General features: G+C 66.1%; 13 protein-coding genes and 1 pseudogene. 7 read left to right on the plus strand and 7 right to left on the minus strand.

Annotated elements, in window-relative coordinates; all coding sequences use genetic code 11:
* Positions 1-20: 20 nt before the first annotated feature.
* Positions 21-1,483 (minus strand): annotated as a pseudogene (locus ABTV91_RS13470) (rhomboid family intramembrane serine protease).
* A 102-nt stretch (positions 1,484-1,585) separates the two neighbouring features.
* Between ABTV91_RS13470 and greB the strand changes: the two are divergent.
* Entirely contained in the window at positions 1,586-2,119 is a 534-nt protein-coding gene (gene greB / locus ABTV91_RS13475) for a transcription elongation factor GreB (protein ID WP_433851885.1), read from the plus strand.
* Positions 2,120-2,307: 188 nt separating this feature from the next.
* Positions 2,308-3,315, plus strand: coding sequence for a DegV family protein (locus ABTV91_RS13480; protein ID WP_433851886.1), 1,008 nt, complete (start codon positions 2,308-2,310; stop codon positions 3,313-3,315).
* 78 nt (positions 3,316-3,393) lie between these two features.
* Here the strand turns inward: ABTV91_RS13480 and ABTV91_RS13485 are convergent, their stop codons facing one another.
* Both ABTV91_RS13485 and rimO read right to left on the minus strand, forming a co-directional pair.
* Positions 3,394-4,290, minus strand: coding sequence for a DUF3025 domain-containing protein (locus ABTV91_RS13485; protein WP_433851887.1), 897 nt, complete (start codon positions 4,288-4,290; stop codon positions 3,394-3,396).
* Complete coding sequence (rimO, locus tag ABTV91_RS13490; protein WP_433851888.1) at positions 4,287-5,648, minus strand: 30S ribosomal protein S12 methylthiotransferase RimO; 1,362 nt, start codon at positions 5,646-5,648, stop codon at positions 4,287-4,289. Before rimO ends, ABTV91_RS13485 begins: the two co-directional genes overlap by 4 nt.
* A gap of 165 nt (positions 5,649-5,813) precedes the next feature.
* Between rimO and ABTV91_RS13495 the strand changes: the two genes are divergently transcribed.
* The 3 genes from ABTV91_RS13495 to ABTV91_RS13505 are packed head-to-tail and all read left to right on the plus strand — an operon-like array spanning position 5,814 to position 7,090.
* Complete coding sequence (locus ABTV91_RS13495) at positions 5,814-6,473, plus strand: dienelactone hydrolase family protein (RefSeq protein ID WP_433851889.1); 660 nt, start codon at positions 5,814-5,816, stop codon at positions 6,471-6,473.
* Complete coding sequence (locus ABTV91_RS13500) at positions 6,470-6,892, plus strand: HIT domain-containing protein (RefSeq protein ID WP_433851890.1); 423 nt, start codon at positions 6,470-6,472, stop codon at positions 6,890-6,892. Before ABTV91_RS13495 ends, ABTV91_RS13500 begins: the two co-directional genes overlap by 4 nt.
* A 30-nt stretch (positions 6,893-6,922) precedes the next feature.
* Positions 6,923-7,090, plus strand: a complete 168-nt coding sequence (locus ABTV91_RS13505) for a LiaI-LiaF-like domain-containing protein (protein ID WP_162838910.1) — start codon at positions 6,923-6,925, stop codon at positions 7,088-7,090.
* Positions 7,091-7,164: 74 nt separating this feature from the next.
* Here the strand turns inward: ABTV91_RS13505 and dcd are convergent, their stop codons facing one another.
* Together dcd and apbC are read right to left on the minus strand one after the other, a co-directional pair.
* Positions 7,165-7,752 carry a dCTP deaminase gene (gene dcd / locus ABTV91_RS13510; protein WP_433851891.1) on the minus strand — a complete coding sequence of 196 codons (588 nt, stop codon included), beginning with the start codon at positions 7,750-7,752 and terminating at the stop codon, positions 7,165-7,167.
* A 110-nt stretch (positions 7,753-7,862) separates the two neighbouring features.
* The gene (gene apbC / locus ABTV91_RS13515) at positions 7,863-8,720 is read right to left on the minus strand and encodes an iron-sulfur cluster carrier protein ApbC (protein ID WP_433851892.1); all 858 of its coding nucleotides are present in this window, start codon (positions 8,718-8,720) and stop codon (positions 7,863-7,865) included.
* A 182-nt stretch (positions 8,721-8,902) separates the two neighbouring features.
* On the opposite strand from apbC, the gene ABTV91_RS13520 reads away from it, so the two are divergent.
* Together ABTV91_RS13520 and ABTV91_RS13525 are read left to right on the plus strand one after the other, a co-directional pair.
* Positions 8,903-10,933 (plus strand): alpha/beta hydrolase family protein, encoded by a 2,031-nt coding sequence (locus tag ABTV91_RS13520; protein WP_433851893.1) that lies wholly within the window; start codon positions 8,903-8,905, stop codon positions 10,931-10,933.
* A gap of 170 nt (positions 10,934-11,103) precedes the next feature.
* Positions 11,104-13,932 (plus strand): TonB-dependent receptor plug domain-containing protein, encoded by a 2,829-nt coding sequence (locus ABTV91_RS13525; RefSeq protein ID WP_433851894.1) that lies wholly within the window; start codon positions 11,104-11,106, stop codon positions 13,930-13,932.
* Positions 13,933-14,700: 768 nt separating this feature from the next.
* Here the strand turns inward: ABTV91_RS13525 and ABTV91_RS13530 are convergent.
* The gene (locus ABTV91_RS13530; RefSeq protein ID WP_433851895.1) at positions 14,701-15,405 is read right to left on the minus strand and encodes a sel1 repeat family protein; all 705 of its coding nucleotides are present in this window, start codon (positions 15,403-15,405) and stop codon (positions 14,701-14,703) included.
* Between the two features lie 169 nt (positions 15,406-15,574).
* Positions 15,575-17,176, minus strand: a complete 1,602-nt coding sequence (locus ABTV91_RS13535; RefSeq protein WP_433851896.1) for a phytoene desaturase family protein — start codon at positions 17,174-17,176, stop codon at positions 15,575-15,577.
* Positions 17,177-17,214: the final 38 nt, after the last annotated feature.

The following is a 17,214-nucleotide window of genomic DNA, read 5'->3' on the forward strand; positions in this document are numbered from 1 at the left end:
ACGACGGCGCGGGCAAGGGTCTAGTCGTTCTCCAGCAGGAAACGCGCCTTGGCGGCCTGTGGCGCCTGCGGATAACGCTGTTCGAGCACGGCCAGCACGCGCCTTTTCTGGTCGCGCGCGTGCAGTTCGCCGTGGCGCAGCGCCAGCCGCAGCCATGCCTGCGCCGGCTCCCCACCCGGCTGCCCGGCGGCCCGTTCCAGCGCGGCTTCGGCTTCCTGCAGCCACCCCGCCGTGAGGCAGCGTTCGAACAGCACACGCGCGGCTTCCGCCGCCGGCGGCGTGCCGGCCGCCAGCCATTTCTTCGCGATCTCGTGCTGCGCGGCCAGGCCGGCGGCGTCGCCCCCCCGGCATCCAGCCGCAGCAGCAGGTCCAGCGCCCTGGCCTGCATGTCGGCCGGCCTGCCGGCGTTGCAGGCCACCCGGTAGCGCGCGACCGCCACGTCCAGCCGTTGCGGCTGTTCGGCGGCGAGTTCGGCCAGCAGGCGCTCGGCCGCGGCATTCTCCAGCCGGCCCATGTGCTGCCGGGCCTGCTCCCAGCGTCCGTCGATGGCGGCGGTGCCTGCATCGTCGGCCATGTAGTCCTCGCGCACCTGGCGCGCCAGCACCAGCAGGCCGCCCAGCGCGGCGCCGGCCACCAGCCCGCCCGCGTGCGCATCGAAGCCGATGCCGGCGTCCGCATTGGCCAGCAGGTTGTAGACCTCCCAGCCCAGCCACAGCGGCAGCAGCCAGATCGCCGGCGCTCGCACGTAGTCGAACACCACCCCGAACCAATAGAAGAAGCGTACCGGGCGCCGCCCCCAGACCACGCAAAACGCGCCCATCACCGCGGCGATCGCCCCGGACGCGCCCAGCCCGCTGCCGCCCTCTCCCCAGCGCCACCACAGGCTGGCCAGGCTGGCGCCGAACGCACCCAGCAGGTAGACCCCGAGGAACCGCCAGCCGCCCAGCGCGCCCTCCAGCAGCAGCCCCAGGATCACCAGGAACAGCATGTTGCCGAACAGGTGCATGAACCCGCCATGCAGGAACGCCGAGGACAGCATGCGCGCCGGCGACCATTCGGAACTGCGCATGACATGGCGCAGGGTGAACACTTCGTCCAGCCGCGCCTGGTACGGCCGGCGCAATGCCCGCCAGGCGGCGTGCTGCTGCGCCGATTCGAACAACCGTCCTTCTTCCAGCGCGGCGACGAACGCCACGTCGTTCAAGGTGGAAAGGCCGACGAAACCGGCGCGCTGCGCGTCGGGCACCGCTTCAAGTTCCGCCAGCGCGTCGCGCTGCGCGGTCAGGCGCAGGTGCTTCTCGTAGGCCGGCACTTCGTACCCGCCCAGCCCCGATTGCCGGTACCACGCCTGCGCCGCCTCGATCCTGTCCGCGTCTCCCAGCTGCCAGCCGAAGTAGACCATCGCGTTGGCCACGACCAGCAGCATCGTCACCAGCGGCAGCGTCGCCAGGTTGAGCGGCTTGTGCAGCGGCAGGATCAGCATCGTCGGGCATCCATGTCGAACGCCGCAGCTTCAGCCATCGGTTGGCCCCGCGCAAGCGTGCACGGCTACCATGCGTCCCCGTCCTTCCGATGTTCCACCGCGATGAGCCGCTGGCGTCCCCCCGCAGAAAAAAGCACCGCCCTGATCACCGCGCAGGGCCACGCGCGGCTGAAGGCCGAACTGGACGAGTTGTGGCGGCAACGCCGGCCCGAGGTGGTCAAGGCGCTGGCCGCGGCCGCCGCCGAAGGCGACCGTTCGGAGAACGCCGAGTACACCTACCGCAAGAAGCAGCTGGGCGAGATCGACCGGCGCGTGCGCTACCTGAGCAAACGCCTGGAAGTGCTGCGCGTGGTGGACACCCGCCCCAGCGACCCGGACGCGGTGTTCTTCGGGGCGACGGTGGAACTGGAGAACGTGCGGTCCGGCCAGAGCCACGTCTACCGCATCGTCGGCCCCGACGAGACCGACGCGGCCGCCGGCTGGATCAGCATCGATTCGCCGCTGGCCCGCGCCCTGCTGAAGAAACGCATTGACGACGAATTCGAGGTGGAACTACCCAGCGGCAGGCAGGGCTTCGCCATCGTCGCCATCGGCTATACGGCCGGTCCGCAGGAGCCTTCGGGCACGGACGCCTGACCGTCCGCCGCGCCCTGCGCGCGGCCGCGATCCGCGCACGCGACACATACGCCAGCGCATGCGCGCAGCCGGCCCGCGTCGTGGAATCAGGCCACTAGGCAACGCCGCCCGGAACATACCTGGACGTATTTGACGCGGCTCCACCGGCCTGTGTATTGCTCTGCGGTTGCCCATGTCACGGAAGAAGCATGCACGCGCCCGACGCCATCGCCCCCGCCCTCGACCAGGACGTCACCAGCCAGCGCCGGCAGGCGCGCACCGGCATCGTCATCGACGCGTCCTGCGACGTGTCGGCCGACTTCATCGCTCATCCCGACGCGGCGGTGATCCCCATCCCGATCCGCATCGGCCCGGTCACCTACGTCGACCAGCACGACGCCGACGCGACCAGCCGCTACATGCGCGAGAACGCCAACGGCGAAGGCGTGACCGGCCAGTCGATCCCGCTGGACGCGGCGCAGATGAGCGCGTTCTTCCTGGAGCGCTTCGCCCTGGAATACGACTCGGTGTTCTGCCTGACCATCACCGCCAGCCGCAGCCCGATCCACGACGCCGCCCGCCACGGCAGCACGCTGGCGATGAACGCCATCCGCGCCGCGCGCCAGGCCTCGGGCATCACCCGGCCGTTCCAGTTCCGGGTGATCGACACCCGCAACATGTTCGCCGGTTCCGGCGCCCCGGCCATGGCGTTGATGGACATGCTGCGCGCGCAGGTGCCGCCCAAGGACATCCGCGATCCCCTGCAGCGCATCATCGACACCACCCACACCTATTACGTGCCGGACAACCTCGGCTACGCCCGCACCCGCTCGCGCGTGCGCGGCGACCGCAGCATCAAGCTGCTCAACGTGCTGCTGGGCAGCGCACTGGACATCAAGCCGATCATCCTCGGCCGCAATGGCGACACCCGTCCCGTCGCCCGGTTCCGCGGCCGCGACGAGGCCTGGAGCCGCCTGTTCGACCACGCCGGAACGCGGGTGCGAGGGGGACTGCACACGCCGCACCTGGTCGTTTCCTACGCCGGCCCGGTGCAGGACGTGCTGCAGCTCGAAGCGCTGGCGCGGCTGCGCCGGACCTGCGAGGAGCAGGGCGTGCGCCTGCACGTGCTGCCGATGAGCATCACCGGGATGATGAACATCGGCCCCGGCGGGCTTACCCTGGCGTTCGCCGGCGAGCCGCAGGACGACCGCTTCTGAACCCGACTCCGTAGGAGCGCACTTCAGTGCGCGATGGGGCTTTACCGGGAAGGCTCCATCGCGCACTGAAGTGCGCTCCTACATGCGCTCCTGCGCTTCACGCAGCGGCGGCGGATATTCGCGGCCCGCGCGCAGCGGCCGGAAGTAGCCGGCCTGCGCATGGAAGGCGGCGTCCTGGCGCGGGTGCCAGCCCGGCACGCGCGGCCAGCGGCAGCGGCCGCAGTTCCAGCGGATCGCCGAGGATTTCGCCGGCCGCGATCGCTTCGGCGACGCGGCGACGCGCGCCACGCAGGCCGCGTCGTCCCCGCCCTGCACCACCACGCATCGCCCCACCAGCAGGAGCCCGGGCGCCAGCGCCTGCTCCATCAGCGCGTGCCCGATTACCGCGGCCACGGCGATGCCGCCGTCCCACCAGCGCGCCGCCTGCCCGGCGAACAGTTCGGACCAGCGATGGCCGTCCCACAGCGGCAGCAGGGCCGGATCGGCGACGCGCACGATCACCCCGCATTCGTCGAACTGGGTCAGCGCCTGCTGCGCGCGGTTGCGCCGCTGCGGCCCCATCGCGGCGATGTGCCGGCACTGGCGCGCGTTGAGCGCGGACTTGATCGCCGGATGACGCAACCAGACCAGCGCATTGAACAGGTCGTGCCAGTTCTCCAGGCGGGTGGCGACGCGCCCCTGCGTGGCGATGCGCGCCTCGTAATGCAGGCCGTCGGCGAGCAGCGCCCGGTCCTGCGCGACGAAGCGCGGCCCCGGCCGCGGCGATGCGGCGTTGAGCGCATCGATGCCGGGCCACGTCGCGGCGGTCATCCATCCGCGATGGGCGGCATAGCCGTCGAACAGTGGATGCCGGAAACACGCCGGATCGACCTGCCCGCGCGCCGGCGCGACGAAACGGCGCCGCTCGGGAGCAGCACCGGCACCGGCATTGCCCAGCGCGGCGCGGTCGTGCCCGCCGCCCGGCTGGCCGGTCACAGCACCTTGAGATCGAACGGCCTGGCGGCCGGCTTGATGATGGCGTCGCCGAACAGGTCGTGCTCGTCGCTGTCGGTGATTTCCACATCGACGAAATCGCCCACGCGCAGACCGGCCTCGTCGGCATTCTGGACATGCACCAGCCCGTCGATCTCCGGCGCATCGGCCTTGGAGCGCGCCACCGCGATGCCGTCCTCGATGGCGTCCACCAGGCATTGCTGCACGCTGCCGATCTTCGCTTCGAGCCTGGCCGCGGAAATGGCGGCCTGCTTCTCCATGAAGCGCGCCAGGCGCTCCTGCTTCACCTCTTCCGGCACCGGATCCGGCAGGTCGTTGGCGGTGGCGCCTTCCACCGGCGAATAGGCAAACGCGCCGACGCGGTCGAGCTGGGCAGCGTCAAGGAAGTCGAGCAGCTGCTCGAACTCGGCCTCGGTCTCGCCGGGGAAACCGACGATGAAGGTCGAGCGCACGGTGATGTCCGGGCTGATCTGCCGCCAGCGCAGCACGCGCTCCAGCGTTTTGTCGACCGCGCCCGGGCGCTTCATCAGCTTGAGGATGCGCGGGCTGGCGTGCTGGAACGGGATGTCCAGGTACGGCAGGATCCTGCCCTCGGCCATCAGCGGCACGACGTCGTCCACGTGCGGATACGGGTAAACGTAGTGCAGGCGCGTCCACGCATCCAGTTCGGACAGGCCTTCGCACAGCGCCTTCATGCGCGTGGCGTACTCCTTGCCGCGCCAGGTGCCCGGCGCGTACCGGCGGTCCACGCCATAGGCCGAGGTGTCCTGCGACACCACCAGCAGTTCGCGCACGCCGCCCTTCACCAGGCGCTCGGCCTCGCGCAGCACGTCCTCGACCGGGCGCGACACCAGGTCGCCGCGCATCGACGGGATGATGCAGAAGCTGCAGCGGTGGTTGCAGCCTTCGGAAATCTTCAGGTAGGCATAGTGGCGCGGGGTCAGCTTGATGCCGTAGTCCGGCACCAGATCCACGAACGGGTCATGCTTCGGCGGCAATGCCGTGTGCACCGCCTCCATCACCGTGGCGTAGTCCTGCGGCCCGGACACCGACAGCACGTCCGGATAATGCTCGCGGATCATCTCCGACTTCTTGCCCAGGCAGCCGGTGACGATGACCTTGCCGTTCTCGTTCATCGCCTCGCCGATGGCGTCCAGTGATTCGGCCACGGCCGAGTCGATGAAGCCGCAGGTGTTGACCACCACCACGTCGGCCGAGTCGTAGGAGGGCACGATGTCGTAGCCCTCCACCCGCAGCTGGGTGAGGATGCGCTCGGAATCGACGAGGGCCTTCGGGCAGCCAAGGCTGACGAAGCCGACTTTGGGGTTCAGCTGGGACATGGGGTCTGCGGTTCTGGGGGCCGGGGATCGGAATGACCTGGGGCCGGAAGCGCGGCGATTATACCGGGCCGCCATGAACTCCCAGCCCCGCCTCCGCTCCTACGGAAGGCTCGCGCCGCCCGTGCCGGGCGTGATAATCCCGGGACACCCCCTTGGAGCCTCGCCATGTCCCGCTGGATCACCCTCGACACCATCCACGGCCCGGTAAGCGCCTGGCAGGCCCTGCCCGACGGCTCCGCGCGCGCCGGGCTGGTGGTGATACAGGAAATCTTCGGCGCCAATGCCCACATCCGCGGTGTCGCCGACCAGTACGCCGCCGACGGCTACGCCGTGCTGGCGCCGGCCTTCTTCGACCCGCTCGAACCGGGGCTGGAGCTGGACTATGACGCCGCCGGCACCGCCCGCGGCAAGGCGCTGGTGGGCGAACTCGGCGTGGACCGCGCGGTGGACATCGTGGACGCCGCCGCCCGCGCCCTGGCGCCCAGCGGCAAGGTCGGCAGCGTGGGCTACTGCTGGGGCGGCACCATCGCCCTGCTTGCCGCGCAGCGGCTGGGCCTGCCCTCGGCCAGCTACTACGGCGCGCGCAACGTGCCGTTCCTGGACGCGCCGTTCAAGGCCCCGGCCATCTTCCATTTCGGCGCGCAGGACCCCTCGATCCCGCCGGCCGCCGTTGCAGCGCATCGTGAAAAGCAACCGTCGATGCAGGTATACGTGTACCCGGCCGACCACGCCTTCAACCGCGAGGTCGGCGCGCACTACCACGCTCCGAGCGCCGCGCTGGCGCGCGAACGCACCTTGGCCTTCTTCAGCGAGAACCTGCGATGACCGAAGTTGTGACGTCCGATTTCGAGCTTGACACCCGCCTTGCCGCCGACAGCGTGCTGATCGCCGACGGCCCGCTGTCCCAGATCCGCCTGATGAACGACGACCGTTTCCCCTGGGTCGTGCTGGTGCCGCGCGTGCCAGGCGCCAGCGAGTGGATCGACCTGGACGGGAACCAGCAGCGCCTGCTGCTGGCCGAGATCAACCAGATCTCCCGCCACCTGAAGCAGAAACCCAACGTCACCAAGCTCAACATCGGCGCACTGGGCAACATCGTGCCGCAACTGCACGTCCACCTGGTCGGCCGCCATGAAGGCGACGCCGCCTGGCCGGGGCCGGTGTGGGGCAGCGGCCCGGCGCAGCGCTTCGACCCGGGCGTGCTCGCCGAACGTGTCGAAATCTGGCGCCAGCGGCTACGATAGCCGCCACTCCAACCAAGGACCCGCAAGTCGATGCGCTCCAACCTGATCGCCGCCCTGATCCTGATCGTCGTCGGCCTGTTCTTCCTGGCCAAGAACCTGGGATGGATCAACGGCAACATCGGCTCGATGCTGGCCACCTGGTGGCCGGCCATCCTGGTGGCCGTGGGCATCGGCATGCTGTTCGGCCGCGGCAAATAGACCCGGCAGCCGATGCAAACGAAAAGGGCGCGGAATTCCGCGCCCTTTTCCATTGAGGCATCCGCCACCGCCGCTCAGGTGCGCGGCAGGGTCACCCCGGTCTGGCCCTGGTACTTGCCGCCGCGATCGCGGTAGGAGGTCTCGCAGATGTCGTCCTTGTCGGCCTGGAAGAACAACATCTGCGCCACGCCCTCGTTGGCATAGATGCGCGCCGGCAGCGGCGTGGTGTTGGAGAACTCCAGGGTCACGTGGCCTTCCCACTCCGGCTCCAGCGGCGTCACGTTGACGATGATGCCGCAGCGCGCATAGGTGCTCTTGCCCAGGCACACCACCAGCGTGTCGCGCGGGATGCGGAAATACTCCACCGTGCGCGCCAGCGCGAACGAATTCGGCGGGATGATGCACTCGTCGGCCTCGATGTCGACGAAGCTCTTCGGGTCGAAGTGCTTGGGGTCGACGATGGTCGAGTTGATGTTGGTGAACACCTTGAACTCGCGCGAGCAGCGCACGTCGTAGCCATAGCTGGAAGTGCCGTAGCTGACGATGCGCTGGCCGTCGACCCCGCCGTTGTCGGCGAAGCGGACCTGCCCGGCCTCGTACGGCTCGATCATGCCGTGCTGCTCGGACATGCGGCGGATCCAGCGGTCGCTCTTGATGCTCATTCGAAGTTCCTGGTGGCGATGGAACCCGGCCCGCGGGCCGGAAGGGAACGCGATTCTAGCCCAAGCCCGGCGCCGGGCAGCGCCAACGCGGGCCCGGACCGGCAGCCGGCTCAGACCAGCGAGGAAACGATGGGAATGCCCGCGCGCGGGCGCTTGCCCAGCTCCTCGACCATGCGCTGCGCCGCGGCCACGTAGGCCTTGGCGGCCGCCGACTCCGGCGCCGCCGCCACGATCGGCATGCCGGCATCGCCCTGCTCGCGGATGCCGATCTCCAGCGGCAGCGAGCCCAGCAGCGGCACGCCGTACTGCACGGCCATGCGCTGGCCGCCGCCCTCGCCGAACAGGTGTTCGACGTGGCCACAGCTGGAACAGGTATGCACCGCCATGTTCTCGACGATGCCCAGCACCGGCACCTCGACCTTCTCGAACATCTTCAGCGCCTTGCGCGCATCCAGCGTGGCGATGTCCTGCGGCGTGGTGACGATCACCGCCCCGGCCACCGGGATCTTCTGCGCCAGGGTCAGCTGGATGTCGCCGGTGCCCGGTGGCAGGTCGACCAGCAGGTAGTCCAGGTCGTCCCAGCGGGTGTCGTTGAACAACTGGGTCAGCGCCGACGTCGCCATCGGCCCGCGCCAGATCATCGGCGAGTCCTGCTCGACCAGGAACCCGATCGACATGGTCTCCACCCCGAACGCCCGCATCGGCTCGATCGACTTGTTGTCCGGGCTCTCCGGCCGCCCGCTCAGCCCCAGCATCGCCGGCATGCTCGGCCCGTAGATGTCGGCGTCCAGCACCCCCACCCGCGCGCCCAGCTGCTGCAGCGCCACGGCCAGGTTCACCGCGGTCGTGGACTTGCCCACCCCCCCCTTTCCGGAACCGACGGCGATGACGTTGCGGATGCGGGGATGGGGGGAGAGGCCCTTCTGGACGCGGTGCGTCGCAGCCCGTAAGGAGGTATGTGACTGCATCTTCCTGAAACGCCATGAGAACGGGCAAATCATGCCACAACCGACCAATGCAACCGCAGTGCTGGTCAGGCGTACGGGCGCTTATGGCGCGTTTGAATATTGACGCGGATACAGCATTCATTCATCTTCTGCGAAAGATTGCTCCAAATACGCAAAGCCAACTCGCCAAGGACGTCTCGACAATGAAATTCCGTACTCCAGCCAAGCTGGCGATCACCACCAGCATCCTGATCGCGGCAAGCGCACAAGCCGCACCAACGCCGATCCCCACCGAGAGCTTCGCGAAGATCCCCGCGATCCAGTCGGTGACGATGAGTGCCGACGGAAAGCGCCTGGTCGCAATTGTTGCGGCGCCTGGCAGCAACTACGCCGACACCGCATTGGCGAACTGGGATCTGGACAACCTTGCCGCAGGCCCAACCTCCATCACTCCATCCGGTGATCGGATGAAGTTCATTGCCGCCAGCGCACTGAAGGCCGGCAGGACGCTGGTCCTTGGCAGGCAGGAATTCACAGGCCAACTGGCGGGATGCGGCGAGGGCAACTCGACCGGCTCGACCAAGACCTTCCTGACCAAGGCCTACCTGACCGATCCGTCACAGACGAAGTTCGATGAGGCCTTCGCCGACAACAGTCGAAAGCTCGGCGTCAGCGAGCAGACGCAGCGATGCCTCGAACTGGCGGGCACTGCCTCGTTGGTCCATTCGCTGCCGCTCGATCCGGACAAGGTGATCATCTCGCAGATGAACGAGCTGACCCTGTCGGCGAACTACTACCTGTACAACCTCAAGACGGGGCAGACCGAATTGCTTTTCCGTGGCGGAGCCCGCTCTTCGCCCGGCCTCTTCCATCCGCGCAACGGTGAACTGCTCACGCGCACCCAGATCGAACCGGCTGGCTCGAACGAATACGAGCAGCAGATCCTCATCAAGAACAAGGGAAGCGGTCAGTTCGAAAAGCACGACATCCTGACGACGCGGCTCAGTGATCGTCACGCGATGGACGTCGCCGGTATCGACGATGCCACGGGCAAGCTGTATGTCCTCACCGACAAATTCTCCGATCAGGTACAGGCCTGGCAATACGACCCGGCCACCAAGTCGTTCGACAAGGAGCCGCTGGCGGCGCACCCCGATTTTCCTATCAGCGGGCTGATCCTCGGCACGCGCCCAAGCAACTTCAACCAGGTGCTTGGCTTCTATGTCGATGGCCCGCGGCGCGAGGCGATTTACATCGATCCGCTGATGAAGAGCCTGCATGACAGCCTCAAACAGGCGTATCCGGGTACCTATGTGGCGATCACCGGCTACAACGACGACCTGTCGCGGGTGTTGTTCACGACCTCGGCAGCAAACCAGCCGACCTCTTACTACGTCCTGATGGACAAGAAGAGCGTCACCCCGCTGGGCAGCGAACGCCCATGGATGGACACCAAGCAGATCGGCGAACAGCGCTGGGTCACCTATACCGCCCGAGATGGCCGGAAGATCCCGGCAATCGTCGACCTCCCGGCAGGCTGGAAGGAGGGAGACCCTGCCCTGCCCGCGCTCGTGCATCCCCACGGCGGTCCGTGGGCCCGCGACTACACCGGCTGGGACGTTTCCGGCTGGGTGCCGTTCTTCACTTCTCGCGGATACGCCATCATTCGCCCCCAGTACCGCGGCAGCACGGGTTTCGGGCGCGACCACTGGATTGCAGGCGATAAGCAGTGGGGCCTGAAAATGCAGGATGACAATGATGACGCCGCCGCTTGGCTGGTGTCGCAGGGAATCGCGTCAAAGGACCGCATCGCCATTTTCGGCTATTCCTACGGCGGCTTTGCCTCGGCAGCGGCCACCGTACGCAGCCCCTCCCCGTTCCAGTGCGCCATCGCCGGTGCCCCGGTCACCGACCTCGCACGACTGGGTGTTTCCTGGAGCGAAAACCGCCTCCAGCGCATCCTGCAGGGCCAGACCGTAACGGGCATGGACCCGATGAAAAACGCGGACAAGGCGAACATACCGGTCCTTCTGTACGTCGGCGACCGTGACGTTCGTACCCCATCCTTCCATGCACGCAGTTTCTACAACGCGGTGCAGGGCAAGGTCCCCGCCAAGTTCGAATTGATTCCCGACATGCCGCACAGCATGCCGTGGTATCCGCGTCACTACGAAGCCACCCTGCCCCTGATGGAAGGTTTCCTGCGCAACGACTGCGGCCCCGGCGGCCTGTGATTGAAAACCAGAAATCAGGATGACGGGAAGCGCCATCTATATGAATAGAGGCCAAAACATCAGGTGGCACATGGGCCATCAGTTCACGTTGCATTAATTTTTTTTGAAACTTACACTCCTTTCACCGACACATAACAAGTGGGGATTTCACCAGCATGACAACCGGACACATGAAGCCCATCCGCCTGCCGCTGACCCTGGCGGTCCTCGCCTGCCTGCAGGCGGTTCCCGCACTGGCGCAAGAAGCGGCCAGCGAACCGACTGCAAAGAAGCAGAGCACTACCGATCTCGACAAGATCACGGTCACCGGTTCGCTGATCCGTCGCGCAGACTACGAGACGACCTCCCCGGTTTTCACGATCGAGACCGAAACCAATACGGCTCAAGGCCAAGTCAACGTCGGTGAATTCCTTCAGAAGTCTGCAATCGGCGCTGCCGAAACCCAGATCACCCACCAGTTCGGTGGCTTCGTGGTCGATGGCGGCACGGGCGTGCAGACGTTCTCGCTGCGTGGCCTCGGCGCCAACCGCACCCTGGTTCTGCTCGATGGCCAGCGCCCCGGTCCGGCGGGCACCCGCGGCGCCGTCGGCGCATTCGACCTGAATGTCATCCCCACTGCCATTTTGCAGCGTGCTGAGATCGTGAAGGACGGCTCGTCCTCGATCTATGGCTCGGATGCCGTGGCCGGCGTGGTCAACCTGATCACCAAGAAGAACTTTGAACGTCCCGAACTGACCGTGACCTCGCGCATTCCCCAGCATGGTGGCGGCGAAGTGTTCTCGGCCTCGATCGCCAACGGCTGGAACTTCGACAAGGGCAGCATCGTTGCCGCCGTCGAGTGGTATCGCCACAACGAGTTGACCCGCGGCGACCGCGATTTCCTCAATTGCTCGGAAGACCTGATCAAGGATGCGGACGGCAACAGTATCGACCGCACAGATGCCTCGATCTACGGCCCCCGCAAATTCTGCAACAACCTGCAGCACAACTACATCGCCGAATACGGCACCTCGAAGGTATGGGTACCTTCGCCAAGCGGCATCACGGACGGCCCGTTCGCTGGCTACGCTCCGCGACAGGACAAGACCTACGCAAACGGAAGCACCCAGGCCTACACGCAGATCCCCTCCAACTTTGATCGTTGGGGTGAAGCCCACATCATCAACCGCCAGGAACGCAAGTCAGCCTATGTGGCGTCGGACTTCGGTTTCGATTCCTTCAACTGGAAGACCCAGTTCCTGTACAACCAGCGTGACACTGGGAACTTCTCGTGGCGCCAGTTCTTCCCGTACCTGCCGGCCCCCGGTACCGCCCGTGGTATCGCGCAGCCGGTCATGCCCTTCAAGTCGATCACGCAAGTCCAGGTTGACTACTACTACCTGGCCAACAAGCTGGATGGTCTGTTTGCAGGCTCCGATACCTGGGGCTGGGAAGTCAACGCCAACTACAGCCGTTCCAGCGGAACGTATCGCAACCTGGGTATCGACACCCGCCTGACTGGCGACCTCAGCTACGAGGACAGCGGCACTCCCGCCGCAAATTTCTTCGACCCCGGCTATCTGAGCGGCGCCAAGGTTGACGAACTGGTCAATATCCTGGGCATCTGGCACACCGGCAAGACCACGTTCGACCAGTCCACGATCAACGCGGTCTTCAGTGGTGAGCTGTTCAACATGCCTGCCGGCGCTGTTGGCATGGCCGCAGGCCTGGAATACCGCTACTACAAGATCAACGACCAGCCGAGCCAAGCATCTCGCGACGGTCACATCTGGGCCTCGTCCAGTGCGGACGTCACCAAGGGTGATGACAAGGTCAAGGAAGCTTTCGTCGAGCTCGAGGTGCCGCTGCTCAAGGGCATCACTGGTATTGAATCGCTGACCGCCAATGCTTCCGGCCGCGTATTCAAGTACGACTCGGTCGATGGATCGGACAACGTGTGGAAGCTCGGCCTGAACTGGCAGATCAACCCCGCATTGCGTGTCCGCGGCACCATTGGCACGTCCTACCGTGCTCCGGGCCTGTACGAGCTGTACCTGGGCAACCAGACCGGCTTCCTGGCTCAGACGGGTATCGACCCCTGCATCCGCTGGGGCGAGAGCACCAATGATCAGCTGCGTGCCAACTGCGGTGCTGTCGGCATTCCGCAGGACTACGCCGGCAATGGCGCCAGCGCAACCATCTACACCAGTGGCGGCGCCGGTCAGCTGAAGCCGGAAACCTCGACCGCCAAGAGCGTCGGCCTGGTATTCACGCCAACGTTTGCCAACCTCAGCGTCGCCCTTGATTACTTCGATTACGAAGTCAATGATCAGATTGCATCGCTCGGCGCAGGCGATATCGTCGGTGGTTGCTATGGTGCAGCCAGCTTCCCGAACAAGTTCTGCGAGCTGATGTCCCGTAAGCCGGCGAATGATCCGGACACTCCGTTCATGATCACCGAGGTGCGTGCGCAGTACATCAACATCAACAAGCAGCGTACCCGTGGCTGGGACCTGACGGCGAACTGGGAACATGAGTTCGGCTTCGGCAAGCTGTCCTTGGACACCCAGGTCACTTACACGGTGGAAGACGTGATGCAGCTGTTTGACAGCGCAGAAGCGAGCGGCCTGAGTGACTCGAACCAGCTGGGCTACATCGGCCGGCCGGACCTGGTTGCCAACATGGGCCTGAGCCTGAAGCACGGCGACTGGACCTACAACTGGCTGACCCAGTACATCGGTGAAACCGAGAACCTGGACCTGAAGCGCGAAGTCACCTACCTTGGCCGCCCGAACTCCTACCGCGACATCACGGCCGATGCCCGCTTCTACCATACGGCATCGATGAGCTACGACCAGCCGGATTGGCAGATCCTGGTGGGCGTTGCCAACGTGTTCGATGCGAAGCCGGCGTTGGTGTCCACGGGTGCTGCCACCCGTTACGGCAATGTCCCGGCCTTTGCGACCCAGTACGACTACTACGGCCGCACGCCGTTCGTGCGTCTGAAGTACAAGTTCTGATAGCGGTCGGAACCATGACGAAAAGGAGGCGGAGAAATCCGCCTCCTTTTTTATTGGGTAGCCACAAGGATGACCCTGAAAGGCTTCCTTTCCTGTCACGCAGGTGTCATGACACCCTTGATCGACCGCGCACGCGCAAGGCGTGAAAAGTGGCAACAGAGCGGCGACCTGCGCAAGGTACTGGCGTCGATTACCGGCTGCATACGCCTGCGTCGCGGGGAAAAGATGGCGCAGCCTCTACGGGATACAGGCTGTGCGGGGCCGCGTACCGAACAATAGGACGCCAAGGCTTGGCGGTTGCCAGCCGAGAGCGCAGTTGCATGGATGTCCCACGGCACACTGCGGGACAGGCAGCGTTCCCGTCAGCAACACGACGTCTGAACGTACGGATGCTCGGCAAACGCAATGCGTCATTTTCCAGTGCCGGCACACGCTGCCTGGCAAACCCGGATGCAGCGTAGATTTACGCGATCACCTGGAGCCGGCAAAGGAACACTTGCCGATCAGGAGTCGCAGGCCACGGCACACAGCCTGCACGAAGCGGCGCCCATAACGTGTGCCGAGAGCAGGGGGCGTACCGCCGGCAACAACCATCGCAGAAGTTGCCCGGGAATAATCCCGTAACCGACCTATCAACCTGCTCTTGCTGCTTATGCACGCCCGTCTTGTCATTGCGAAGCGGCAGACCGTCACGCAAAAGACGACTCACGGGCGACGAATTGCCGGGGTTTCCCAGCAGTGCTGGAAAACCCCTCGAATGGCGGGCTGTCAGGGCTGGTCTGTAGCCGTTGGAATCGTCATCGCCGGCGTCCCCACCTCGACCGTGCCGCGTCGGATCTTCATCCAGGTATCGTCCTGCCATTGCTGGTAGAGCTTGGGATCCCAATACTTCTTGTCGTACATGCGATCGGCCTTGATCGTCCGGGTCATGCCGCCTTCGCTATAGACGATATCCACGTTGTTGGACATCGATCCAGTGCGGCTTCCGGTCATGGCCCGCAGCCCCTTGATCAGCACCGCATCGATGCGAGGCCTGGCCACGGCATCACCGTACTCCGCGGCCAACAAGCGGGCCTGCTCTCGTGCAGCTTCGTGTTGCTCCAGAGGCAACGCGGCCCAGTACTGGTCACGCAATTCGACAAACAGCGGATAGCCGCGCTCGGCCGCCACATCCATCCAGGCAAAAGCCATTATCCGGTCGGCAGGGCGCTCCACTCCAAACCAGTACATCTCGCCCAAGTATCCCTGCGCGGGCTTGTCGGCATATCTGGCCGCCAAGCGGAAATTCTCCATGGCCTCGTCGACCTTGCCGCGATGAAGCGCATTCACACCCCACTGCCGATACATCATGTCGGGATGGCCGTCCAGGAAACCGGCATTGACCATGGTTTCGCTGCTTTCAGGGGGAGTGTCGGCAGCCAATGCAGGCATGCCCAATGGCAACAACAACAGGGGAATCAAGCTCAGGCGCATAGTTCATCTTCCTTGGGTGAGCTGGCAGCCTAGAGGCAGGTCGAAGCAAAGTAAACGTGCGGGCGCTCTCGTGCTGCTTGCACCACGGCCGCGGATTCGCACACCTTCCTTCAAAAGGTAAAAGCCAATCGCAGGAGCCGCTGCACAACTGCAGGATTGTCAGGTCAACTTACAAGGTAGCAAGCAGCACCCGCGCCGCATTGTGCCCCGGCGCCCCGGTCACGCCCCCGCCCGGATGCGTGCCCGAGCCGCACAGGTACAGCCCGGGAATCGCGCCGCGATAGTCGGCCTGGCCGAGCATCGGCCTCGCGCTGAACAGCTGGTTGAGACTCAGCGCGCCGTGGAAGATGTCGCCGCCGACCAGGCCGAACGTGCGTTCCAGGTCCAGTGGACTGAGGATCTGCCGGCCCAGTACCGAGGCGGCGAAGCCGGGAGCGTGGCGCTCGACGGTGGCGATCATCAGGTCGGCCACCTCCTCGCGGTGGTCGTCCCAGTTGCGCCCGCCCGGCAGTTGCGGGGCGACGTGCTGGCAGAACAGGCTGGCGACGTGCTGTCCCAGCGGCGCCAGTGAATCGTCCAGGGTGCTGGGGATCAGCATTTCCACCACCGGTTCGCGCGACCAGCCGTGGGGGCGCGCGTCCTGCCAGGCGCGGTCCATGTAGTCCAGGCTGGGGGCGATGATGATGCCGGCGGTGAGGTGGTCGCCCTGCCCCGGCAGCACGCTGAAATCCGGCAGGCGCGACAGCGCCACGTTCATGCGGAAGGTGCCCGAGCCGCAGCGCCAGTTGGCCATCCTTTCGCGGGTGGCGGCCGGCACGTCGGCGGGATCGAGCAGCCGCTCGTACAGCAGTTTCGGGTTAACGTTCGCCACCACCGCGCGGGCGCGGATGATCTCGCCGCTGCCGGTCACCACGCCGGCCGCGCGCCCGCCCTCCACCAGCACCCGTTCCACGCCGGCGCCGGTGCGGATCGCTGCGCCGGCCTCGATCGCCGAGCGCGCCATCGCCTGGGTGATCGCACCCATGCCGCCGATGGCGTGCCCCCACGCGCCCTTGACGCCATTGCTCTGTCCGAACACGTGGTGCAGCAACACGTAGGCGGTGCCCGGCGCATACGGGCTGGCGTAGTTGCCGACGATGCCGTCGAAGCCGAACAGGGCCTTGATCGGTTCGCTTTCGAACCAGCGGTCCAGGTACTCGGCCGCCGAGATGGTGAACAGGTCCAGCAGTTCCTGCTTCAGGCCCGCGTCCAGCCCCTGCAGGCGCTGCCCCAGCTGGCCGGCCTTCCACAGTTCCGGCAGCGCGCGCAGCCAGCCGCCTTCGGTCACGTTCGGTGGCGGCTGCAGGGCCACCGCGCGCAGCACGTCGGCGAATACCTCCAGGCGCTGTTCGTACGCGGGCAGGCGTTCGGCATCGCGGGTAGAGAACTTCGCCACTTCCTCGCCGGTGCGCCCGCCGCCGGCCAGCAGGTAGCGGCCATCGGGCAGCGGCAGGAAGTTGTTGATGCGCCGCGGCACCACGCGCAGACCGTGGCGTTCCAGCGCGAGGTCCTCGATCACCCGGGGTTGGAGCAGCGACACCGTGTAGGACGCCACCGAGTTGCGGAAACCGGGATGGAATTCCTCGGTGACCGCGGCGCCGCCGACCACGTCGCGCTGCTCCAGCACCAGCACGCGCTTGCCCGCCCTGGCCAGGTAGGCGGCGCAGACCAGGCCGTTGTGGCCGCCGCCCACCAGCACCGCATCCCACTGCCGCGAAGAGTTGTCTGCCATGGGGCCTGTATATCACCCGGCGCCCGCCGCCGGCCCCG

Source organism: Stenotrophomonas nitritireducens, from assembly GCF_050984405.1.
Lineage (GTDB): Bacteria > Pseudomonadota > Gammaproteobacteria > Xanthomonadales > Xanthomonadaceae > Stenotrophomonas > Stenotrophomonas nitritireducens_B.

Bases quoted from the DNA above. Each gene is read 5' to 3' on its own strand.
- greB (WP_433851885.1), top strand. From the start codon at position 1,586: ATGAGCCGCTGGCGTCCCCCCGCAGAAAAAAGCACCGCCCTGATCACC.
- ABTV91_RS13480 (WP_433851886.1), top strand. From the start codon at position 2,308: ATGCACGCGCCCGACGCCATCGCCCCCGCCCTCGACCAGGACGTCACC.
- rimO (WP_433851888.1), bottom strand. From the start codon at position 5,648: ATGTCCCAGCTGAACCCCAAAGTCGGCTTCGTCAGCCTTGGCTGCCCG.
- ABTV91_RS13495 (WP_433851889.1), top strand. From the start codon at position 5,814: ATGTCCCGCTGGATCACCCTCGACACCATCCACGGCCCGGTAAGCGCC.
- ABTV91_RS13500 (WP_433851890.1), top strand. From the start codon at position 6,470: ATGACCGAAGTTGTGACGTCCGATTTCGAGCTTGACACCCGCCTTGCC.
- ABTV91_RS13505 (WP_162838910.1), top strand. From the start codon at position 6,923: ATGCGCTCCAACCTGATCGCCGCCCTGATCCTGATCGTCGTCGGCCTG.
- dcd (WP_433851891.1), bottom strand. From the start codon at position 7,752: ATGAGCATCAAGAGCGACCGCTGGATCCGCCGCATGTCCGAGCAGCAC.
- apbC (WP_433851892.1), bottom strand. From the start codon at position 8,720: ATGCAGTCACATACCTCCTTACGGGCTGCGACGCACCGCGTCCAGAAG.
- ABTV91_RS13520 (WP_433851893.1), top strand. From the start codon at position 8,903: ATGAAATTCCGTACTCCAGCCAAGCTGGCGATCACCACCAGCATCCTG.
- ABTV91_RS13525 (WP_433851894.1), top strand. From the start codon at position 11,104: ATGAAGCCCATCCGCCTGCCGCTGACCCTGGCGGTCCTCGCCTGCCTG.
- ABTV91_RS13530 (WP_433851895.1), bottom strand. From the start codon at position 15,405: ATGCGCCTGAGCTTGATTCCCCTGTTGTTGTTGCCATTGGGCATGCCT.
- ABTV91_RS13535 (WP_433851896.1), bottom strand. From the start codon at position 17,176: ATGGCAGACAACTCTTCGCGGCAGTGGGATGCGGTGCTGGTGGGCGGC.